The organism is Floricoccus tropicus (assembly GCF_001832905.1).
GTDB classification, from domain to species: domain Bacteria; phylum Bacillota; class Bacilli; order Lactobacillales; family Streptococcaceae; genus Floricoccus; species Floricoccus tropicus.
On sequence record NZ_MKIR01000026.1, the window covers coordinates 156,979 to 178,702 of the forward strand.

At 34.5% G+C, this 21,724-nt stretch carries 19 protein-coding genes; 7 read left to right on the forward strand and 12 right to left on the reverse strand.

Going from position 1 to position 21,724, the window contains the following annotated elements; genetic code table 11:
- Positions 1 to 20 precede the first annotated feature (20 nt).
- From BG261_RS10590 to BG261_RS10600, 3 genes are all read right to left on the reverse strand, one after another.
- Entirely contained in the window at positions 21 to 1,061 is a 1,041-nt protein-coding gene (locus BG261_RS10590; RefSeq protein ID WP_070793295.1) for a 3-deoxy-7-phosphoheptulonate synthase, read from the reverse strand.
- 76 nt (positions 1,062 to 1,137) lie between these two features.
- Positions 1,138 to 3,690 (reverse strand): preprotein translocase subunit SecA, encoded by a 2,553-nt coding sequence (gene secA, locus BG261_RS10595; RefSeq protein WP_070793296.1) that lies wholly within the window; start codon positions 3,688 to 3,690, stop codon positions 1,138 to 1,140.
- Between the two features lie 84 nt (positions 3,691 to 3,774).
- Positions 3,775 to 5,169, reverse strand: a complete 1,395-nt coding sequence (locus tag BG261_RS10600; RefSeq protein ID WP_070793297.1) for a Cof-type HAD-IIB family hydrolase — start codon at positions 5,167 to 5,169, stop codon at positions 3,775 to 3,777.
- A 106-nt stretch (positions 5,170 to 5,275) separates the two neighbouring features.
- Here BG261_RS10600 and BG261_RS10605 point away from each other — a divergent pair, with 106 nt between their 5' ends.
- Positions 5,276 to 6,241, forward strand: a complete 966-nt coding sequence (locus BG261_RS10605; RefSeq protein WP_070793298.1) for an asparaginase — start codon at positions 5,276 to 5,278, stop codon at positions 6,239 to 6,241.
- Positions 6,242 to 6,300: 59 nt separating this feature from the next.
- Here the strand turns inward: BG261_RS10605 and BG261_RS10610 are convergent, their stop codons facing one another.
- The 5 genes from BG261_RS10610 to BG261_RS10630 form a co-directional block, all read right to left on the reverse strand.
- Complete coding sequence (locus tag BG261_RS10610; RefSeq protein WP_070793299.1) at positions 6,301 to 7,302, reverse strand: phosphodiester glycosidase family protein; 1,002 nt, start codon at positions 7,300 to 7,302, stop codon at positions 6,301 to 6,303.
- A gap of 15 nt (positions 7,303 to 7,317) precedes the next feature.
- Entirely contained in the window at positions 7,318 to 8,835 is a 1,518-nt protein-coding gene (locus BG261_RS10615) for a carbohydrate-binding domain-containing protein (protein WP_070793300.1), read from the reverse strand.
- Positions 8,835 to 9,470, reverse strand: a complete 636-nt coding sequence (locus BG261_RS10620) for a DUF4956 domain-containing protein (RefSeq protein WP_070793301.1) — start codon at positions 9,468 to 9,470, stop codon at positions 8,835 to 8,837. The genes BG261_RS10615 and BG261_RS10620 overlap by 1 nt, the downstream gene beginning before the upstream one ends.
- Positions 9,463 to 10,221 (reverse strand): polyphosphate polymerase domain-containing protein, encoded by a 759-nt coding sequence (locus tag BG261_RS10625; RefSeq protein WP_070793302.1) that lies wholly within the window; start codon positions 10,219 to 10,221, stop codon positions 9,463 to 9,465. The genes BG261_RS10620 and BG261_RS10625 overlap by 8 nt, the downstream gene beginning before the upstream one ends.
- Positions 10,222 to 10,420: 199 nt before the next feature.
- Positions 10,421 to 11,767, reverse strand: coding sequence for a glucose-6-phosphate isomerase (locus BG261_RS10630; RefSeq protein ID WP_070793303.1), 1,347 nt, complete (start codon positions 11,765 to 11,767; stop codon positions 10,421 to 10,423).
- Positions 11,768 to 11,942: 175 nt separating this feature from the next.
- On the opposite strand from BG261_RS10630, the gene BG261_RS10635 reads away from it, so the two are divergent.
- From BG261_RS10635 to BG261_RS10650, 4 genes are all read left to right on the forward strand, one after another.
- Positions 11,943 to 13,127 (forward strand): BaiN/RdsA family NAD(P)/FAD-dependent oxidoreductase, encoded by a 1,185-nt coding sequence (locus BG261_RS10635; protein WP_070793304.1) that lies wholly within the window; start codon positions 11,943 to 11,945, stop codon positions 13,125 to 13,127.
- A gap of 296 nt (positions 13,128 to 13,423) precedes the next feature.
- Positions 13,424 to 14,914 carry a glutamate/gamma-aminobutyrate family transporter YjeM gene (gene yjeM, locus BG261_RS10640; protein ID WP_070793305.1) on the forward strand — a complete coding sequence of 497 codons (1,491 nt, stop codon included), beginning with the start codon at positions 13,424 to 13,426 and terminating at the stop codon, positions 14,912 to 14,914.
- A 117-nt stretch (positions 14,915 to 15,031) separates the two neighbouring features.
- The gene (locus BG261_RS10645; protein ID WP_070793306.1) at positions 15,032 to 15,262 is read left to right on the forward strand and encodes a DUF6440 family protein; all 231 of its coding nucleotides are present in this window, start codon (positions 15,032 to 15,034) and stop codon (positions 15,260 to 15,262) included.
- Positions 15,263 to 15,544: 282 nt separating this feature from the next.
- Positions 15,545 to 15,892 (forward strand): hypothetical protein, encoded by a 348-nt coding sequence (locus tag BG261_RS10650; RefSeq protein WP_070793307.1) that lies wholly within the window; start codon positions 15,545 to 15,547, stop codon positions 15,890 to 15,892.
- A gap of 846 nt (positions 15,893 to 16,738) precedes the next feature.
- Here the strand turns inward: BG261_RS10650 and tsaD are convergent.
- From tsaD to tsaB, 4 genes are read right to left on the reverse strand one after another with little or no spacing between them, the layout of a single operon-like run.
- Positions 16,739 to 17,752: a tRNA (adenosine(37)-N6)-threonylcarbamoyltransferase complex transferase subunit TsaD gene (tsaD, locus tag BG261_RS10655; protein WP_070793308.1), complete on the reverse strand. Its 1,014-nt coding sequence runs from the start codon at positions 17,750 to 17,752 to the stop codon at positions 16,739 to 16,741.
- 2 nt (positions 17,753 to 17,754) lie between these two features.
- Positions 17,755 to 18,207: a ribosomal protein S18-alanine N-acetyltransferase gene (gene rimI / locus BG261_RS10660; protein WP_070793309.1), complete on the reverse strand. Its 453-nt coding sequence runs from the start codon at positions 18,205 to 18,207 to the stop codon at positions 17,755 to 17,757.
- Positions 18,207 to 18,758, reverse strand: a complete 552-nt coding sequence (gene rimI / locus BG261_RS10665) for a ribosomal protein S18-alanine N-acetyltransferase (RefSeq protein ID WP_070793310.1) — start codon at positions 18,756 to 18,758, stop codon at positions 18,207 to 18,209. The genes rimI (BG261_RS10660) and rimI (BG261_RS10665) overlap by 1 nt, the downstream gene beginning before the upstream one ends.
- On the reverse strand, positions 18,721 to 19,425 hold the full coding sequence (gene tsaB / locus BG261_RS10670; RefSeq protein ID WP_070793311.1) for a tRNA (adenosine(37)-N6)-threonylcarbamoyltransferase complex dimerization subunit type 1 TsaB: 705 nt from the start codon (positions 19,423 to 19,425) through the stop codon (positions 18,721 to 18,723). The genes rimI (BG261_RS10665) and tsaB overlap by 38 nt, the downstream gene beginning before the upstream one ends.
- 189 nt (positions 19,426 to 19,614) lie before the next feature.
- Between tsaB and BG261_RS10675 the strand changes: the two genes are divergently transcribed.
- Together BG261_RS10675 and rnjA are read left to right on the forward strand one after the other, a co-directional pair.
- Positions 19,615 to 19,845: a DNA-directed RNA polymerase subunit epsilon gene (locus tag BG261_RS10675; protein WP_070793312.1), complete on the forward strand. Its 231-nt coding sequence runs from the start codon at positions 19,615 to 19,617 to the stop codon at positions 19,843 to 19,845.
- Between the two features lie 62 nt (positions 19,846 to 19,907).
- The gene (gene rnjA / locus BG261_RS10680; protein WP_070793313.1) at positions 19,908 to 21,596 is read left to right on the forward strand and encodes a ribonuclease J1; all 1,689 of its coding nucleotides are present in this window, start codon (positions 19,908 to 19,910) and stop codon (positions 21,594 to 21,596) included.
- The last annotated feature ends 128 nt before the right edge of the window (positions 21,597 to 21,724 follow it).

The window sequence follows — 21,724 nt, forward strand, 5'->3', positions numbered from 1 at the left end:
ATAATGTACTACTTTCTTCACTATTTTACCAGATTATTTTCATGTTCAAAAATTTCTAGTACTAAATCTTCTGTTTTTTCCCATCCAAGACATGGATCAGTGATTGATTTACCATATGTATCAGGATGATCTTGACGTCCGTCTTCAATATATGATTCAATCATAAATCCACGAACATATTTATTTATCTTTTCATTCCATTCACGATTAATTAACGTTTGTCGAACAATTCTAATTTGTTCCATATATCTTTTACCACTATTATCGTGGTTAGTATCTATCATAATAAATGGATTTTTTAAATTTGATGATTCATACATTTCAATGGCATGTAATAAATTATCATAATAGTAATTTGGAACATATCTTCCATCTTCTTTTAATCCGCCACGTAATATTGCATGTGCTAATGGATTACCAGAAGTCTTCACTTCTGAACTTGAATATAAAAATTCTTGAGAATGTTGAGCTGCATAGATACCGTTAAACATCACCTTAAGATTACCACTTGTCGGATTTTTCATCCCAGTTGGCATATCAATTCCACTTGCTACAAATCGGTGTTGTTGATTTTCGACACTACGAGCTCCTATTGCAATGTAACTTACCAAATCGTCCACCAATGGTAGGTTTTCTGGATATAGCATTTCATCAGCAGTTGTCAAGCCTGTCTCTGTAATGACTCGATAGTGAAGGTCACGTACTGCCTTAATACCATTAATCAAATTTGGCAATCCTTCAACATCAGGCTGATGTATTAATCCTTTATACCCGTCACCGTTTGTTCTTGGTTTAGCAGTATATACTCGCATTACAATGAATATTTTTTCCTTAACTTTTTCTTGTAAGGCCGCTAATCTATTTGCATAATCAAGAACTGCTTCTTCATTATCACTAGAACAAGGTCCAATAACAAGTAGTATACGATTATCTTCACCCTTAATGATAGCTTCTAACTCTTTATCTCTCTGATTTTTTCTTTCTAAAGCTTCTCCTGTTAACTTACCAAGATCCTTAACCTTCTCCACATCAATTTTTGGACTAATAATTTCAAATGTCATAATATTCTAAACCCTTCACTTATATATAAAGTAGTGTAATTAATTACACTACTTTAGCTTCTTATTCAATTATAGTTTATAAATTTTTTCCATGGCAGTTTTTAAATTTCTTACCACTTCCACAAGGACAAGGATCATTTCTCTTGACCTGTGAAAAGTCAATTCCTTCTGCTCTCAATGCATCCTTATCACTAGCAACTTTATCATCTACAAGCATGTTTTCTTGTGATGCTGTCATAACTACATTTGGAGATACTGGACGTGGGGCTTCTTGATGAATTTGCGCTTTCATCATCAGACGAGTCACATCGAATTCAATTGAACCAATCATGTCATTAAACATTGTAAAGCTCTCTGATTGATACTCAACTAAAGGATTATTCTGTGCATATCCTCGTAAACCAACTGATTGTCTCATTTGGTCTAAAGCATCAATATGATCAGCCCACTTGCTATCAACTACACGTAAAATTACAGCCTTTTGGAATCTTAATCTTTGTTCATCATCAGCAAGTTTAGACATTTGATTTTCATAATGTTCACGAACTTTAGCATAAAGATAATCCGTTACTTGCTCTGGAGTTTTACCTTCTAAATCTGCACGAGTTATTGAATCTTCAGGAAGAAGAGAGGCTTTTGTAAACTCATAAAGATCATTGATAGAATCTTTAGATAAAGTATTTCCGCCTTGTGTTTGTGTAGCAACTTCTCTTTCAATTGTTCGTTTAAACATTCCAAGAAGAGTCGACGTTAAATCTTTCGTTGCAGTCATCACTTCTTTACGTTGCTTATAAATAATCTCACGTTGCTCACGCATTACATCATCATATTGAAGTACTTGCTTACGTGAATCATAGTTATTACCTTCAACACGTTTTTGGCTTGATTCAACTTGACGAGTGATTAGACGTGATTCAATGATAGCATCTTCATCAGCCAAGTTCATACTTTCGAGGAAAGCACTTACTCGCTCACTACCAAAACGCTTCATCAGTTCATCTTCTAGCGATAGATAGAATCTTGATTCACCCGGATCTCCTTGACGACCTGAACGACCACGTAACTGATTATCAATACGACGAGACTCATGACGTTCAGTACCAATTACAGCAAGTCCGCCACGTTCAACAACACCTGCACCAAGTTTGATATCTGTACCACGACCAGCCATATTTGTCGCAATAGTAACTGCTCCCATTTGGCCTGCATTCATGATGATTTCAGCTTCTTTAAAGTGATTTTTTGCATTAAGAACTTCGTGAGGAATACCAGCCTGAGTTAGACGGTTTGAAATAATTTCACTCGTTTCAACACCAACAGTACCAATAAGAATGGGTTGGCCTTTTTCGTGACGTTCTTTAACATCCTCTACAACAGCATTATATTTAGATTGAAGAGTTGGGTATAAAAGGTCATTATGGTCAATACGTTTGATAGGCTTATTTGTAGGAATTGGGATAATCTGCATATTATAGATTTCTCTAAATTCATCAGCTTCAGTTTTTGCAGTACCAGTCATCCCTGCCAATTTTTTATACATGCGGAAGAAGTTTTGATAAGTAATTGAAGCCATTGTCTTAGATTCATCTTGAACAGGTACACCTTCTTTAGCTTCAATAGCTTGGTGAAGTCCATCTGAATAACGACGGCCTTCCATGGCACGACCTGTAAATTGGTCAACTATAAGAACTTCTTGATTTTCATCAACCATGTAATCTAAATCTAGTATCATTATGAAGTTTGCTCTTAATGCATTATCAATATAATGAGTGAGTGCCGCATTTTCAAGATCATACAGATTATCTAAGGCAAAATATGACTCTGCCTTATCAATCCCACTCTCAGTAAGAGAAATAGTTTTTGATTGTAAATCGATAATGTAGTCTTCATCAGCTAATGATTTCACGAACATATCAGCTCTTGCATAAAGAGCACTAGAGCCTTCAGATTGTCCTGAAATAATTAAAGGTGTTCTGGCTTCATCAATAAGAATTGAATCGACCTCATCAACAAGAGCAAAATTCAAATCACGTTGAACTAATTCTTCTGTCTGTGTAACCATATTATCACGAAGATAATCAAATCCTAATTCTGAGTTTGTTGAATAAGTGATATCACAGTTATATGCTTCTCTCTTTTCTTCAGGTGATTTTGCATTCAAGTTAATACCAACTGAGAGTCCTAACCAGTTGTATAACTCACCCATTTCAGTTGCATCACGAGTTGATAAATATTCATTTACTGTTACTACATGCACACCTTCACCACTAATTGCATTAAGATATACAGGCATTGTTGCAGTAAGGGTTTTACCTTCCCCTGTTCTCATCTCTGGTACATCACCATTATGAAGAACTATTCCCCCCATAATTTGAACATGATATGGATAAAGACCTAAAACACGTTTTGCTCCTTCACGAACAACAGCAAAAGCTTCGGGTAAAAGTTCGTCTAAAGTTTCACCATTCTGGTATCGTTGCTTAAACTCTGGTGTCTTCGCCTTTAATTCTTCATCAGTCAAAGCAGCCATTGCATCAGCATATTTTTCAACTTCGTTAGCTTGCTTATCTAGTCTTTTTATTTCACGCTTATCATTCTCAATAAGTTTTCTTACAATATTATTAGCCATTTTCTCTCCTAGTGTATAATACTCGTGCCATTATAACATTTTCATAGTTGTTTTTCAATCTATCAAAAAGACTAGAATTAATTTCTAGCCTAATCTACTTGCTTTTTTCGTCGCAACTTTCTTCTGTCTTTCAAGCTCAAATCTGATCCTTTCTTCAGGAGCATATTCTTTTTCCCAGTTACTAGGTTTTAAAACCTTATGTGTAACTTCATCAAAATGTGCCTCTCCATCTGGGAATATCTTCCCCATATTAGCACGATGTACAGCATCAAATATCTCAGCAGGATCTACACCCATTAAAACAAAACTTCCATAAGTAAGATAAAGCATATCAGTCAAAGCGTCTACTTCATTTGTCAAAACATCATCGATATTTTTATTTTTAGAAATAACTTTTTGTTTTGCCTTATCAATATCCGTTTTCATTTTTTCAGTTATAGTTTCAAAAGATTCTTCATCTCCTTTTGTTGCTGCATAAAGAAACTCAACCATTTCCTCTACCTTAAAGTCAACACGATTACTTGCTTCTGATGCTGAAAATACTCTTGGAATTTCTTGAGTCTTTCCATCCATTAATTTATGGAAATCTTTAGCTTTGTTGAATTCCTCATCACGACTACGGAAGGTTTCGTGATCATAAAAATTAATAAGTCCATAGTGGGCAATAGCTTTTGCTATTCCATCTTGATTATTTGTATCCGTTACATAACTGGCTACTTGTTTAACTTGATGGGTACCATTTCCCATAGCCACACCTATGCCAACACCACCAATCATTTCTATGTCGTTATTACTATCCCCAAATGCCATTACATTCTCTAGAGTAAAGCCATATTTTTCTCCAACTTTTGCAATACCATTAAGCTTTGAATTGTTTTTTGCTATTATATCTACAGAATATGGATTGCTTCTTGTGATAGTAACATTTTTAAAGTTCGCTTCAAGTTCAGGAGTTTCATCCTCTGTCGCTACCATTACCACTTGATAAACAGGTTGGCGAATAATTTTTTCCAAATCCATGCGTTGTGGTTTAACTTTTCTTACAAAGTTTTTAAAGGTATCTTTTAGACTGTTAGAAATTTGTCCAGGTAAAATATGGTTAACAAACTGAGCCGTTCTCGTTTCACCAAACTTAATTAGACCACTTCCCAACATTCCATCTGCACCTCCAAAAGAAACATCTCTATGATTCTTCCTTGAATATGCTAATATCTCTCTTAAACTTTTTTTATCAATCGGTCTTGTACTGATAGTTTCTGATGGTGAAAATATATACTGACCATTATATGTAATAGCAAAATCAAGTTGAAGATTTTCCATTATTGGAATAACAAAAGCAGGACCGCGTCCAGTTGCAACCCCAACAAGAATACCTCTTTCTTTGAGTTCTGCAATTGCTCTTTTAGTACTTGGCAAAATATTCCTAGTGCTAGTGAATAATGTACCATCTAAATCAAAAAATACTGCTTTCGTATCCATCTGTTCTCCCCATAATAGAAATTTGTTTGCTTGAATTAGTCTAGTAATTATTATACAATTTTTATAAAAATATTTCACTTAAAAGACTAATATCAAAGGAATCAAAATGAAAAATATTCTTGTATTACATACGGGTGGTACTATTTCAATGCTTGAAGACGAAAGCGGAAATGTAAAACCCGATCAAATAAATCCTATGAACAATATACAAGTCGATCTAGACAATGTAAATCTGATAGTTGAGGATTTTTTTAATTTACCAAGTCCACAAGTAACACTAGAAGATATGCTAGAACTCAAAAGAAGAATTAAGAAAGCATTTTCTGATGAAAATATTGATGGGGTTGTAATTACCCATGGAACAGACACTTTGGAAGAAACTGCCTACTTCCTTGATTCAACAATTGAGAGAGGGAAACCGATAGTAGTTACAGGCGCTATGCGTTCAAGCAATGAAATTGCAAGTGACGGAACGTATAACTTTTTAACCTCTATTCGTGTAGCTGCAGATGATAATTCAGCAAACCGAGGAGTTTTGGTAGTTATGAATGACGAGATTCACTCAGCTCGTTTTGTTACTAAAACTCATACGACTAACGTTTCAACTTTCCAAACACCAACGCACGGTCCTCTTGGGCTTTTAACAAAAAATCATATTCTATATTTCCAAAATGAACACGAAGATAAGCATATTGATATTGATAGTGTTAAAGGAAATGTTCCGATTATAAAAGCATATGCTGGTATGACAGGTGAACTTATTGATTTACTTGATTTGGATAGACTTGACGGCTTAGTAATTGAAGCACTTGGGGCTGGAAATCTTCCACCACTTGCTGCTAGAAGTCTTGATAGAATTTTAAAAAACAAAATCCCAGTTATTCTTGTATCTCGTTGCTTTAATGGTATCGCTGAACCGGTATATAGCTATGAAGGTGGGGGTGTTCAACTTCACAGTGATGGCGTATTATTTAGTCGCGAAGTTAATTCTCAAAAGGCGCGCATTAAACTTTTAATCGCACTAAATGCAGGCTTAAAAGACTTTGATTTTGTAAGTTATATGGAAAATTAATACAGCATAAAGCTATCAGATTTATAAATTCTGATAGCTTTTTTCATGCTCTTTGTTATCTACTTGCTTACTACGAAAGCATTAGGTAATTCTCTTTCTTTACCGTTACTCAAATTATTTACAAGTTCACCATCATAGTACATCTCGCTTGATCCACCACCATCAAGATTAGTAGCATTGACTGCGCCAAGATTTTCCATGATTTCTTGTAAATCATAAAGTGTAGCTCCAACACTTGATGACGAACGACCTTCAATAACAACAAAGAAGAAAGTCCCATCAGCAGCTTGTCCAATAGCCGTTCGAGGTTGGTATCCACCTGTAGATTTTTCAGTTACTTGTTTTTCTCCATTAACCAAAAGATATGGCCCAAATGATATAGCATCATCAATTCCAGCATCAATCGCTTCTTGATAAGTATAGTCACCCAAGACAAGTTTTCCTTCCGAAGTCATTCCTATCATTTGATAAGAAGTGTCCTTATCTCCATATAGAAGCTTACCATCAATAATTGTTAAAGAATCTAATGCCTGGTCACCAGTTGATTCACTAGCACGGTCAAAGTCAAAGCCCGCAGCATTTAAAGCGACCTTGTAAGAATTATTTGCAACCGTATCTGAAAGTTTAGTCCCACCACCAGATGACGTTAAAGTATTTACTAACTTGACCGTTGATGGATCCTTAATTGTAACAACATAACCCTTATAAGTAGAGCCACTAATTTCTTTGATAGAAGTATTATTTTCATCAGTAGATGAAGTGCTTATTTTTGGTGAAGCAGTGCTTAAAGAGACTGCCTCACTATTTGACTTGCTCGTATTTTCAACCTTATATTTAGCCAAAATAGTATTTATTTCATTTTCACTAAGGAAGCTCCTTGCAAGCCATTTATGATTTGAAGTATTCATGGCTGTTTGAACCCATAAATCACGCTGATTTGCAAAAACATCTGTTTTAAAAAATATCGCTAGAGCACTACTAGTTATAAAAATCAATGTTGCCAAAACTATTGTCAGCTTTTTCCACAAGGGTTTTACTTTTTTGTTTGTTTTTCTTACCATAAAGTTCACCTTTCATTATCTACGACCACCAGGTCCTCCACCTTGACCCATACCTCCCATTTGGTTATTTGCTTGTCCACTAGTTGTGATGGTATCAGTTAGCTTATATTCTTTACTATTAATTTTCACACTGCTTCCATTTTTCATGTTGGGAGTTGAAACAAAGAGGAAACTGTAAGAATTTGATGGTGTGTAAGTCAATGTATCTTTGCCATCCTCAACGGTAATCTTACCACTGGATTCTTCGTATACAGCAAGACCTGCCTGACTTCCTTTAGTTGTTTGTGCCATGCTTGATGAACCCATTGCTAAAAGGGTACCTCCTGATTGATTAAACTCACCATTGAAATCAAGAGGAGCATCACCATCACCATTTTGTTCAACAATGAGAGTCCCTGCTGACATATTTACATTACCATTACTATCAATTCCATCTCCGCTTGCTTTAACGGTCGTACTTCCACCAGTAATGTTAATAATAAGATTTTCATCAACCTCATCACCACCACCTGGCATACCATCATTCATATCAGGACCTCCTTGTCCTCCTTCATCAGGTGGTGTTTGTCCATCTGATTTTTGCATATCTTGATCTTTATCAGCCTTATCATTAGTTTTACTATTAGTTGATTTTGTATCTTTAGCATCAGAATCCGAAGTTGATGATGAAGCATTTATTCCATCATCCGAAGCAATAATGGTATTTTTACCGCCTTTAATATTAATAACTTCTGCCTCAAAACCTTCATATGATTTAGCGATATTTGTTGTACCACCTTCTACATTAAGCGTTTTAGAAGCTTTGAGTCCCTTTTTCTCAGCTGAAATATTAATTTCACCGTCTTTAATTGTAATTATTCCCTTACCATCTTTTGTGCTAGTAGCTTGAATTCCATCACTTCCTGACTTAATATCGATTTTACCACCATTAATAATTACTTGGTCAGTTGCCTTAATTGCATCTGTTGTACTCTCAATTGAGTACGTTCCACTATCAATTGTTACTATATCTTTTGATCGGATGGCTGTTTTATAGTTTGATTTTACAGATAATGATCCTTCACCTGTCAGTACTAAATCATTTTTAGCATATAAAGTCGCATTTGGTGCATCATCGGTTGTTGGATAATTACTTGAATCAGAAAGATAGTTTTCACCAACAAGTGAGATGGTTGTTTTAGATGCACTTTCTGAATATATGGCTGGCCCAGAATCAGAGGAAATCTTAGCATTTTTAAGAATAATTGTTACTTCAGACTTATCAGCTTTGATATGAATCTGACCTTTATATTCTCCAGTTAAGATATATATTCCATCCTTAGTAATTTCAACAGTTTTACCAGTTTCTTTTGATAAATCAATAGTTGTTGCATTACTTTCATCTACTTTACTATTTGTAGACACATTTTGAACAGTTGCTGTCTGACTTGAACTTGTCTTCGTGCTTGTTGCTGAAGAATTGTTGGAACAAGCCGCTAAAAGCAAGCTTGAACTTAGTAAAACCATAATTTTCTTTAATTTATTTGCTGACATTATAATACCTCACTATTCTGTGCTAATCTGCCTAAGGAAACAGGTAAATTCCCATTTCGAACTCTAATTTCATCAATGAGCTTTTTCTCATCTTCAATATTTTTTAATTTGATATTGTAGCGAAGCTCATACAAACTTCCCATATTTGTAGTCTTTACTGATTCATTATCAAATTGATAGGTAAACTTATTTAGTATTGCATCAAATATACCTGGAAAATCCAAATCCTCAGCAATAGTTATTTTAAGTGTACGCTCGGCAACTTTATTTTGCTCACCGAACCTGAGAGTATTTAAAGTAATGATTAAAAGTGCTGTGATTGCTGAAAATATAGCTGCCTCCATATAGGCACCCGTTCCTGTAGCAAGTCCTATCGCCATCGACCAGAAAACACTTGTTATCTCACGCGCACCACCTGCAACCGACCTAAATCGAATAAGGGAGAAGGCTCCCATGACGGCTACTCCCGTACCAAGATTGCCATTGACAAGCATTATTACTAGCTGAACAAGAACCGGTAGGGCAACTAAGGTGATAATAAAATTTTTACTATAAACATTGCGGTAAGTATGTACCAAAGCTACCAGTAAACCTAGGGCAATAGATACCCCGACTCCAATTAACGTATTAAGCATAAGCTTTCTCTCCTATATCTTCTATTTTTCTATCCAGTTCCTTAAAATTTTCGCGTGGAACTATAAAATCCTTATAAACCCGTGCATATTTGGAATAACTAGCCTTAAAAGCTCCAATCTCGCTCAGTGCTTTTGAAAACCAAAGTGGGTAACTAGCCAAACTCTTGACCTCCATAAGTACGTCTACATCTGGGCTTACACCTCTCATTCCATCTTCTTGAAAATCTAACTCATCTAAAGAATAGCGAATGTTAAAATCAAAAGTTACACGAAAATTTCCGTCCTCAGGTGTGTAGAGAGCTTTCCTGTCATAGGCAATCAAAACCTTTGGTTCTAAAACCTGCTGGCTGAAAAGATAAGTTATTTCACGATTCACTTGACTTTTTTTACTTTGGAAGGGATTTTCTAGTGCTGTATAAGTATCAATTAAATTCAAAGCTGAATAAGGTTGTTCGACACGTCTTTTGTAGACTATACCGTTTACTTTCTTCTTGATTTCCAAATACACATTTGATTCGGCTGTGGGTAATCCATATGATCGTATGCGAAATTTTTCCTTGTAATCAGGTTTTTCAATTGATTTTCTTATCATGTCAAAATTATCAGTATCATAGTAAAGTGAATATATAGTATGAAGTCCATATTGATCTTCAAAAAGTTTATCTTTTGTAAGCATCCTTAACTTTTCATATTGCTCAAAAGATAAAGTATATTTGACCTCTCGCCTTTGAAAAACATTCTTTAATTTCATAAGCCTTGCTCCTTTTTGTTATTTTATTTGTATTAATAATAATTCACAAAGCTTTATCAAACCTTTCACCAAACTTGCTTAAAACTTAATCCAAACTTTAAGATTCCTTAAAAAGAAAAAATGCACCATTCTTTAAGAAAAGTGCATTCATAGAAAAAAGGATGAACCGAAAGCCCATCCCTTTTCTTTATAATTTTGATTATAGGCGAGAATTTAATTCTTTACCTAATTCTTCATATCCTGGTTTACCAAGTAATGCAAACATATTTTTCTTATATGCTTCAACTCCTGGTTGGTCAAATGGATTAATAGCATTCAAGTAACCAGAAAGTCCAATTGCAATTTCAAAGAAATAGATTGCATAACCTAATGTAAATTCATCTTGTTCAGGAAGATTTACGATCATATTTGGAACTCCACCGTCTGTATGAGCAAGTAATACTCCGTCAGCGGCTTTCTTATTAACGTAGTCCACATCTTTACCTTGAAGATATCCAAGACCATCTAAGTCTTCATCTAGACTAGGAATTGTGATATTTTTTGTAGGCTTATCAACACGAACAACTGTTTCAAACATGATGCGAGCACCTTCTTGGATGAATTGTCCTAGAGAGTGTAAGTCTGTTGAGAAGTTTGCTGAAGTTGGATAAATTCCTTTTTGATCCTTACCTTCAGATTCCCCAGCAAGTTGTTTCCACCATTCTGAGAAGTACTGTAGGCTTGGTTCATAGTTTGCAAGAATTTCAGTTGCATATCCTTTGCGATAAAGAATATTACGAAGTGCTGCATATTGGTATGCTTCATTTTCTGAAATCTTATCAGACGTATATTCCTTACGTGCAGCATTAGCTCCATCCATAAGTGCCTTAATATCAGCCCCACTTGCAGCGATTGGAAGAAGTCCAACAGCAGTAAGAACAGAGAAACGTCCACCAACGTTATCTGGAACTACAAAAGTATCCCATCCCTCAGCATCAGCTTCAACTTTAACTGCTCCACGAGATTTATCAGTTGTAGCATAAATACGTTTATTAGCTTCTTCTTTACCATATTTCTTAACTAAAAGTTCTTTAAATACACGGAAAGCGATAGCAGGTTCTGTTGTAGTCCCAGATTTTGAAATTACATTTACAGAGAATTCTTTATCAGTAACATACTCAACTAAGTCAGATAAATAAGTTGAAGAAATTGAATTACCAGCGTATAGAATTTGCGGTGCTTTACGTTCTTCTTTAGATTGTAGGTTTACAAATGAATTATTTAAGAAATCAATTGCAGCACGTGCCCCAAGGTAAGAACCACCAATACCAATAACTACAAGAACTTCTGAATCAGATTGAATTTTTTTAGCTGCTTTTTGAATACGAGCAAATTCGTCCTTATCATAGTTTTCAGGTAAGTCTAACCAACCTAGGAAATCAGAACCAGCACCTGTTCCCTTACGAATTAATTCATCAGCTGCTGTTACTTGACTTTGCATATAATCAAGTTCATGTTCAGCAACGAATGGTGCTAATTTACTGTAATCAAATTTAATATGAGCCATAATATCCTCCAAATTTTTTCTATTTAGTGAACTTATCCACTAAATTAGTCTTTCACAGTAATTTTATCCTTTTTCTATTCATTTTTCAACATATTGTAAACATTTTCACTCAAACGTTTGCACAATTTTATACAACAAAGCTGAATATAAAATAAACTTATGCTAAAATTAAGCCATGAATAAATATGACACAATAGTAATCGGTGGCGGACCTTCTGGTATGATGGCATCTATAGGTTCTAGCTACTACGGGCATTCAACAATGCTAATTGAAAAAAACAGACGACTTGGAAAAAAACTTTCTATGACTGGTGGCGGACGTTGCAATGTTACCAACAACGCTAATATCGATGAAATTATCGAAAATATACCTGGTAATGGAAGATTTCTCCATTCAACATTCTCACAATTTGATAACCAAGATATAATAAACTTCTTCCAGGATAACGGCACTCCACTTAAAGAAGAAGACCACGGTCGCATGTTTCCAACAACAGATAAATCAATGACTATAATCAATGCTCTAATCGATAAAATGAAGGAGCTCGGTGTTACCATCAAAACTAAAGTCGAAGTTGTTTCGGTCAAAAAGACTGGCGATTTTTTCGTGGTTAAAACAAGCGATAAGGAAGAATACCAAGCAAGTCGTGTCATTGTAGCTACTGGTGGTAAAACTTACCCTTCTACTGGCTCAACAGGATTTGGTCATGAAATTGCAAGACGATTTGATATTCCACTTACTGATCTAAGACCTTCCGAAAGTCCATTAATAATGAATAAACCAATTAAAGACCTTCAGGGAATTTCAATGGATGATGTGACTGTAAAAGTAGGGAAAAAGACCATTGTTCACGATATTCTTTTCACTCATTTTGGTTTATCAGGGCCTGCTGCACTCAGAGCATCAACATATATTAAAGAACCAACAAATATATATTTGGATCTCTTTGATAACCTCAATCAAGAAGAACTTGTAAAAAAATGGTTAACTTTTGATGAGAATAAGGCTATAAAAAACTCTCTTAAAAGTGAATTTCAAGAGCGAGTTTTACTATATTTATTAAATATAGTTGGAATTGAACCGCAAACTCCTCTTAAACAAGTAAGTAAGCAGAAATTGCAAGAACTTGCTCACCTAGCTAAGAATTGGGAGCTAGCAATTGAAAAAACTTTTTCTCTTGAAAAATCTTTTGTAACTGCTGGAGGAGTCGAACTAAAAAATATCAATCCGAAGACTCTAGAGTCGAAAACCGTTCCTGGACTATATTTTGTCGGTGAAGTTTTAGATATTAATGCACACACTGGCGGATACAATATCACTTCTGCACTCGCTACTGGATGGGTAGCTGGAACTAATTAAGTAAAAATCATATATTGACTAAGATATGTAATGAAATGTCAACTTAGGTGTCTTAAACATAAAAATTATCGTAGAAATTAACAAAAAATTCAGAAAAAACTTCCCATTAAATCTAACAGGAAGTTTTTTTATATAGCTAATATGTTTTTATTTGTCCTAATTTAATAATTTCAAAAATTTACTTGTTTTTATCTTTTTTTAATTATAAAGTATAGAGTGGGAAAATTTCTTGTATTTATTGCAATCACATGCTTTTTTTATGCAATATTTTCTACAAAAATTATGGGAGGGTTTTTATGTCAAAAACTCAAAAAGGTATGAGTCTTGGAGCATTAGTTCTAATGATTTTCACCTCGGTATTCGGTTTTGCTAACGGACCTGTTGCCTATTATTTAATGGGTTACGGATCAATAATATTTTATGTCCTAGCAGCAATCTTCTTCTTCATTCCATTTGCACTGATGATGGCTGAATATGGTTCAGCAATTAAAGGGGAAAATAGTGGGATGTATAAATGGCTAGAAGTTAGTGTAAGTCCACGTTTTGCATTTGTTGCAACCTTCATGTGGTTCGCTTCATATGTAATTTGGATGGTTTCTACATCATCCAAAGTCTTCATTCCACTAACAACCGCATTTGCTGGAAGCGACCAAACTCAAAAGCTTAGTATGTTTGGATTAACTTCTACTCAAATTGTAGGTCTAATGGCATGTCTATGGATGATAACTGTTACCTTTATTTCAATCAAAGGCGTCAAAGGAATTGTAAAAGTTACGAGTCTAGGTGGTTTAGCTGTAACCAGTTTAAACGCCGTGCTATTAGTAATTTCAGGAATCATTTTAGTTGCCAATGGTGGTAAGCTAGCTCAGCCATTTGAGCACATTATGTCTTCACCAAACCCTGCTTATCAAAGCCCACTTGCCATGCTTGGGTTTGCTGTATTTGCAATTTTTGCCTATGGTGGGCTTGAAACTTTGGGTGCAATGGTTGATAAGACTGATAAGCCTGAGAAAACTTTCCCAAGAGCAATTATCATTTCAGCTATAGTTATCTCAGTAGGTTATGCTTTAGGTATATTCCTATGGGGAGTATCAACAAATTGGAATACTGTTCTTTCAGGTAAAACAACTAACCTTGGTAACATCAGCTATGTTATGATGAATAACTTAGGTTTTGAATTTGGTAAAGCTATTGGTCTTAAAGAGGCAGCTGCAATTACTATGGGTAATTGGTTTGCTAGATATACTGGTCTTGGTATGTTCCTAGCTTATAGTGGGGCTTTCTTCTCTTTAACTTATTCACCTCTTAAAACTCTAATAATGGGTACTCCAAAGAAATTATGGCCAAAAAAATTCACTGTATTGAATAAAAATGGTATGCCAAGTTACGCAATGTGGATTCAATGTGCTCTAGTAGTAACAATCATCCTTGTTGCTTCATTTGGAGCAAGTGACCCTAGACAATTCTACAATGTATTAACTTTAATGGCCAATGTTTCAATAACCTTACCATACCTATTCTTAATTTATGCTTTCCCTAAATTTAAGAAAAAAGAAGGTTTAGATCGTCCATTCCAAGTTTATAAATCATATTCTACTACTGTTATTGTTAGTACAGTCGTGTTTATATTAGTTCTTGGTGCCAATGTTTTCACAATTATACAACCAATCATTGATGGTGCAGGTCCAAAAGATACAATATGGATGCTTGCAGGACCTATTGGATTCTCAATAATTAGTATTATAATTTATCAAGCATATGTTAACAGAACAAAAAATGATAAATAATTAATTAAAAAGAGCTATCAAGCTCTTTTTTGATATTTTTTTATTTTTAATGCGTGCTATAATTAAAATATTAATGTTATAGGAAAAAATAATAATCATTAAAAAGAGGAGAAAATTATGAAAAAAACACAAAAACAATTATCTAGAGAAGTTAAAGATCGTTTTGAAGTTACTATCAGTGGAGGATTATTGCAAAATATTTCAATAGTTACAGACAGAAGTACGGGAGTACAATATTTAGCTGTACCCAATAGCGGGCTTTCTGTAATTGTTGACAAAGATGGAAAACCTTTATTAACTGAAATAGTTGAAGAACCAAAATCTGAAAAAGATATGTCTATTTTTTAACACAATCATTCCCTATCTCTCACTTTTTTCCTTGCCCTGCAATAGAATGTAGAAAAGAAAATGAATATAAAAAATATCAAAAAACCTCAACAAGTGTAGTAACTATATAAATACTATACGGTGTCTATTGATATTATGTTTATATAAAATGATTTATAATGAATTATTTACTAATATCGTAAATATGAGAAAAAATAATAAGGAAAGAAAAACTAAAGTTTTGGAACTTTCAACAAGATAAAAAATGTTATTTATTTGTAAAAAGAAGTCCTGGAGGTATTTATGAATGAATTTTTCGCAAAGTTTTTACGAGTGTTATCTTGGATATTAATTGTAATTAATTCTGTAATCTTAGTTTTTTTGATTATGATGTCAACCTTCGGCTTTTACACTTTTACTGCATTTGGCAATATGATTACTGGAACTTCTGCGACAGTTAGTATTGGTGATATAGCTATAAATACTATTTCACTGTGGATAGAACTGATTCAAAAATGGTTGAATGCTCCTTTTGATTTTTCTAATGAAATTGTAGTATATTTTGACATAACGATATTAATGTATTTAATACCAATTTTAATTTTGAAATTTGTTCATACTACAAAAAAACAACTTCAAAAAGCTCTATAATTCTAGTGTGGGTGTAAAAAACCATTCACACTTTTTTGATGTAAATAAAAAAATATAACTCTCTGCTAGAATAGTTGATAGCCACAAAAAAATTTTTACAAGAGAAAAGACATATGCTAAATAATGATTCTATCAGAAATCTAATAAGAATTGGAGAACATAACATTAATTTTACTATAGAGATTATTAATAAATCAATCGAGAATATTAATCGTACTGCTATGCAGCCACATTAACTAGATCATCTAAAATCAGAATGCAATAATACTACCTTATAGCAATGGTAGATTTGAAGCCACGAACAATAATGCTATGTCTAAGAGAAGAATAATGATTACACAAGGAAATTTATCTCTGTCAACAAAAAAGTAACACGTTTAGCGTGCTACCCAAACTATTATTAACTGAACAGATATTTTATACCCCCATAACATTTGGTAAAGAGCTGGTATATAAAGGTTTTATAATCTATTTCAAAGCCCTTAGGCATGCCTAACTTCAATCGCAATCTCGTACTTCGATGTCGCTGAAACAAATGCAAATAAGCTTACTAGTTTCAGTGGCAAGTTCGGCGAGGGCTTTTCCGTACTTCGCTTCACTACGATGTCCATAGAACTTAGATCGCTAAAGCGATTAGTTCTAATGGCAAGTGTTCGTAATTCTTCGAATTACTCCTACTCCGCTAATTCCATTAGCTACGATGTCGATAAAACTTAAGCAAGTAAACTTGCTAGTTTTAATCGCTACTTCAAAGTTCTCAGACTCACTAAACTCTTTACTTCCTTTGGTCGTAAACTCGTTAAGTTCGGCGAGGAGCTTTTCCGTAAGTGTTCGTAATTCTTCGAATTACTCCTTACTAACTTCAAAGCTCAGGCTAGGGATTGCGTTTAGGTTTAATGGTGCGAAGTTTTCTTTTCCGTATTCACAGACGCTTGCTGCTGCTATCATTCCTGCGTTATCTCCACATAGTCTTAATGGTGGGATAATAACTTTGGTATCTGTAATCTCTTCTGCTAAGCGTTCTCTTAGTCCTTGGTTAGCGGCAACTCCACCTGCAACAACTAAGTTTTTAACTGGATATTGCGCAAGTGCTTTTTTAGTTTTTGCAAGTAGAATATCAAGAACTGCAGCTTGAAATGATGCAGATAAATCTTCATTTGATAGGGTTTCACCTTTTTGATCTGCATTATGTTTTAGATTAATGAAAGCTGATTTAAGTCCACTGAAACTGAACTCTAAATTATTTTCCTTAATCATGGCACGTGGAAAATTGTAAATATCCTTGCCAATATGAGCTAGTTGATCAATTTTACGTCCACTTGGATAAGTAAGCCCCATTACACGACCAACCTTGTCATAGGCTTCACCAACAGCATCATCACGAGTTTCACCTACTATTTTGTATGAACCTGGTTCTTCAACATAGACTAATTCAGTATGTCCACCAGAAACCAAAAGAGCTAGAAGTGGAAATTCTAATTCATCAACTAGGCGTGCAGCCCAAAGATGACCTGCCATATGATTAACAGGGATTAATGGCAAACTATTTGCCCAAGCAAAAGCTTTTGCAGCAGCGACACCGACCAAAAGTGCTCCAACTAGTCCTGGACCATAAGTCACAGCAACAGCATCAAGTTGTTCAACGTCAATATCAGCCTCAGCCATCGCCTCATCAATACATAAAGTAATTTGCTCTACGTGATGGCGGCTAGCAACCTCAGGCACCACCCCGCCAAATCGTTTATGACTAACAATTTGACTAGCAATAACATTCGACAATAAATCATCATCATTTTTCAAAACAGCCACACTAGTTTCGTCACAAGACGTTTCAATGGCTAAAATATATCTATCTTTCATCTTTATAATCTTTCTAAACGCATTAAAATTGCATCTTCCGTGGGATTTTTATAATAATTTTTTCGTTCATGATAAGCTTGAAAATTATACTTTTTATATAAATTCTTGGCAACTTCATTTGATTTTCGGACCTCTAGAAAAAAAGTACCATCAAATTTCAATAGGCGACTCAATAAATCCGATGAAATTCCTTGTCCCCTGAATTTTTGAATAACCGCAACATTAGTGATTTCAATCTCATCCATTACTTCCACCGCTGACAGAAAGCCTATTGGTTTTTCCTCATGATAAGCCAAGAAATAGATAGTGTCTAAATTTAATAAATCAGAAAATGTCTGTTCAAAAGTCCATGGTGGAGTATCATAAACATCACTTAGAATAAGATGAACATCGACCGCTATATCTCTTAAACAATCTAAATCAGGATTTATTCGTTTAATATATAATTCTCTCATCAATCCTCATCATCCAATAAATTTTTTTCCATCCATAAGCCATCACTTCCATCATCATAATATTCAGGTAAAATTTTTTCACTTGAAAATCCATTTGATCTGTATAAAGCTTGAGCTGTTTGATTAGTTAGCTTCACCTCTAGACTAATTTTATTGATTCCTAATTTTTCACACAAGTCCTCAATCTGAGCTAAAAAATTTTTAGCAATTCCTCTATGCTGGAATTCTTTTTTTACTGCAAGATTAGTAATATGAATACTATCTTCATGAAAATCTATTCTTGTACCAATAAATGCTATCGGCTTATCATTTTTAGCAGCTATTAAAAAGTTTGCATTAGGATTCTTCTCAATCTCAAATTCGAAATGACTATAAGTCCATGGAGTATCTCCATCATAAACGTCCCTTTCAATTGCAAGTAAATAAAAAATATCTGATTTTTCTGCTAAGTAATAATAAAAACCATCAATTTTTTCATCAAAATTCAATCCTTTGAGACCAAATAATCGCTGATTAAATTTTGTTAATATATCCTGTATCTTTATCTTCATGATGTGTTTCAAGCCATTTTTCTTCTGCTTCAACGCGTTTCAAATATTCTGGAACAAATGTGTGAATTTCCACTGGTTCCATTTCTGCTCCGATAAAAGCTATTTGATAGGCCGAAGGTAATTTTAATAATGAGTCATTAATTACTCTTGCATTTGGAAGTTTTTCTGAAATATCTTCGATAAAATTATCAACTTCTCCTGTAAATACAATTTCTTCATCTCTTTCTTGCAAGAGTGGCACTAAATCATCAAATGATGTGTGTCTATCTGTAATCACAGATTCTCCATTCAAGTAAGCCCCTGCGTATACATTTTTTCTTCTTGCATCCATCAAAGGTACTACAAGTGAAGGTGTCTCAAGGTTCTTTGCCATAGCCTGCAAGCTTGATACACCAACAAGTTCAATATCTAAACTATAGGCCAGTGTTTTGGCTGTTGTCACAGCGATTCTAAGTCCTGTATATGACCCTGGACCTTTTGCTACTGCAATACGATCCAAATCTTTTGGTTTGAGACTAACTTGCGCCATCAGAAAATCAATGGTAGGCATTAGAGTGATACTATGATTTTTCTTTATATTTAAGGTAACTTGACCTAGAATATCTCCATCTTCGACAAGTGCTACTGAAAGAGCTTTTGAAGATGTATCGAATGCTAAGATTTTCATTACTACCTCTTTTACTTATTCTTTTTATTGTTTATTTTAAATTTATACTTTTTGCAACCCTTACTATTTTATGCTATTATAGTAATAATTGCAATCATGCGACCTTTAGGTGCACAGGCAAAATATAGTTAATAACTATAAATAAAATACCCTCGTGGTACAAAATTTAACATTTAGGAGAAATAAAACATGCTATTTAAAGTATTTTACCAAGAAACAAAACTACGCTCACCAAAACGTGAAACAACTAAATCACTGTACGTTGAACTTGATAATGTAGATGCTAAAACAGGTATCGTTGAAGTACGTCAACTAGTTGCAGATAACACACCTTACAATGTTGAATTTATTGATGCTCTATCTAAAGATGCTGAAGAATACGAAAGAGAATCTGAAGGTTTCAAGATTACAAAATTTTAATAAAGAATGCAGAAAAGTCCTAAGTTAGGATGCTTTTTGCGTATATAAAAACAGGAGAAAGAATGTCTACAAAACTAAATATTAAGAATAATGAAGTCGGTGTCTTTGCCATCGGTGGATTGGGAGAAATAGGTAAAAATACCTATGGTATCCAATATCAAGATGAAATTATTCTGATTGATGCTGGTATTAAATTCCCAGAAGACGACTTGTTAGGTGTTGACTATGTCATACCTGATTACAGCTTTATTGTTGATAACATTGATCGTATTAAAGGTCTCTTTATCACTCATGGTCACGAAGACCACATTGGAGGAATTCCTTTCCTTTTAAAGCAAGCTAATATTCCTATTTATGCAGGTCCATTATCACTTGCCCTTATCCGTGGTAAACTTGAAGAACATGGTCTTTTACGCGATGCTACTCTATATGAAATTAACGAAAACAGCGTTATTAAATTCCGTAAAACTAGCATAAGCTTCTTCAACACTACTCACTCAATTCCAGAACCACTTGGTGTTGTTGTTCAAACACCTCCAGGAAAAATTGTCGCTACAGGTGACTTTAAATTTGATTTTACACCAGTTGGTAAGCCAGCAGATTTACACCGTATGGCACAACTTGGTGACGAAGGAGTATTACTTCTTCTTTCAGATTCTACAAATGCTGAAATACCAACTTTCTCTCACAGTGAAAAAGTTGTTGGTCAGTCAATTTTAAAAATCTTTGAAAAAATTGAAGGACGTATTATATTCGCAAGTTTTGCTTCAAATATTTTCCGTTTACAGCAGGCTGTTGAAGCAGCAGTTAAAACTGGACGCAAAGTTGTTGTGTTTGGTCGTAGCATGGAAAAAGCTATTGTCAATGGTCTAGAACTTGGATACATAAAAGCTCCAAAAGGAACTTTTATCGAGCCCCATGAAGTAAACCAATATCCAGGACACGAAATGTTAATCATGTGTACAGGTAGTCAAGGTGAACCAATGGCAGCCCTTAGTCGTATTGCTAATGGAATGCATAGACAGGTTACACTTCAACCAGGTGATACAGTAGTATTTTCATCTAATGCAATTCCTGGTAATACTCATGGAGTTAATCAACTTATCAATTCAATTTCTGAAGCCGGTGCTAAGGTTATCTATGGTAAGATGAACAACATCCATACATCAGGTCACGGCGGACAACAAGAGCAAAAACTTATGCTTCGCCTTATCAAACCTAAGTATTTCATGCCAGTTCATGGTGAGTACCGTATGTTAAAAATCCATGCTGGGCTCGCTCAAGATACAGGTGTACCAAAAGAAAATTGCTTTATTATGGAAAATGGTGATGTACTCGCCTTAACAAAAGATACTGCTCGTCCTGCTGGTCATTTCAATGCTCAAGATACTTATGTTGATGGATCTGGTATTGGAGATATCGGAAACGCAGTACTTCGTGATCGTCATGAATTATCTGATGATGGTGTTGTACTTGCAGTTGCGACTGTTGATTTCAAGTCAAAATTAATTCTTGCGGGTCCTGACCTTCTAAGCCGTGGATTTATCTACATGCGTGGATCAGGTGACCTAATTAGAAGTAGTCAACGTGTACTCTTCAATGCTATCCGTAAAGCTTTAAATGCTGAAAACTCAAATGAGTCTACAGTAGCTAAGGCGATGACTGATGCCCTTCGTCCTTTCCTTTATAAGGAAACTGAACGAAATCCAATCATTATTCCAATGGTACTAACACCTGACGAAGAAAAATAAATAAAATTTGCAAGACGGCTCTAAGAGTCGTCTTTTTTATATACAATTACAAGCAAAACGACCTACCAAAGTAAGTCGTTTTGCTTTTTTACAGTCACTTAGATTAATACATCGTTGCGATTTATACT

Coding starts and splice junctions, on each gene's coding strand:
- BG261_RS10590 (WP_070793295.1), bottom strand. CDS start 1,061: ATGACATTTGAAATTATTAGTCCAAAAATTGATGTGGAGAAGGTTAAG.
- secA (WP_070793296.1), bottom strand. CDS start 3,690: ATGGCTAATAATATTGTAAGAAAACTTATTGAGAATGATAAGCGTGAA.
- BG261_RS10600 (WP_070793297.1), bottom strand. CDS start 5,169: ATGGATACGAAAGCAGTATTTTTTGATTTAGATGGTACATTATTCACT.
- BG261_RS10605 (WP_070793298.1), top strand. CDS start 5,276: ATGAAAAATATTCTTGTATTACATACGGGTGGTACTATTTCAATGCTT.
- BG261_RS10610 (WP_070793299.1), bottom strand. CDS start 7,302: ATGGTAAGAAAAACAAACAAAAAAGTAAAACCCTTGTGGAAAAAGCTG.
- BG261_RS10615 (WP_070793300.1), bottom strand. CDS start 8,835: ATGTCAGCAAATAAATTAAAGAAAATTATGGTTTTACTAAGTTCAAGC.
- BG261_RS10620 (WP_070793301.1), bottom strand. CDS start 9,470: ATGCTTAATACGTTAATTGGAGTCGGGGTATCTATTGCCCTAGGTTTA.
- BG261_RS10625 (WP_070793302.1), bottom strand. CDS start 10,221: ATGAAATTAAAGAATGTTTTTCAAAGGCGAGAGGTCAAATATACTTTA.
- BG261_RS10630 (WP_070793303.1), bottom strand. CDS start 11,767: ATGGCTCATATTAAATTTGATTACAGTAAATTAGCACCATTCGTTGCT.
- BG261_RS10635 (WP_070793304.1), top strand. CDS start 11,943: ATGAATAAATATGACACAATAGTAATCGGTGGCGGACCTTCTGGTATG.
- yjeM (WP_070793305.1), top strand. CDS start 13,424: ATGTCAAAAACTCAAAAAGGTATGAGTCTTGGAGCATTAGTTCTAATG.
- BG261_RS10645 (WP_070793306.1), top strand. CDS start 15,032: ATGAAAAAAACACAAAAACAATTATCTAGAGAAGTTAAAGATCGTTTT.
- BG261_RS10650 (WP_070793307.1), top strand. CDS start 15,545: ATGAATGAATTTTTCGCAAAGTTTTTACGAGTGTTATCTTGGATATTA.
- tsaD (WP_070793308.1), bottom strand. CDS start 17,752: ATGAAAGATAGATATATTTTAGCCATTGAAACGTCTTGTGACGAAACT.
- rimI (WP_070793309.1), bottom strand. CDS start 18,207: ATGAGAGAATTATATATTAAACGAATAAATCCTGATTTAGATTGTTTA.
- rimI (WP_070793310.1), bottom strand. CDS start 18,758: ATGAAGATAAAGATACAGGATATATTAACAAAATTTAATCAGCGATTA.
- tsaB (WP_070793311.1), bottom strand. CDS start 19,425: ATGAAAATCTTAGCATTCGATACATCTTCAAAAGCTCTTTCAGTAGCA.
- BG261_RS10675 (WP_070793312.1), top strand. CDS start 19,615: ATGCTATTTAAAGTATTTTACCAAGAAACAAAACTACGCTCACCAAAA.
- rnjA (WP_070793313.1), top strand. CDS start 19,908: ATGTCTACAAAACTAAATATTAAGAATAATGAAGTCGGTGTCTTTGCC.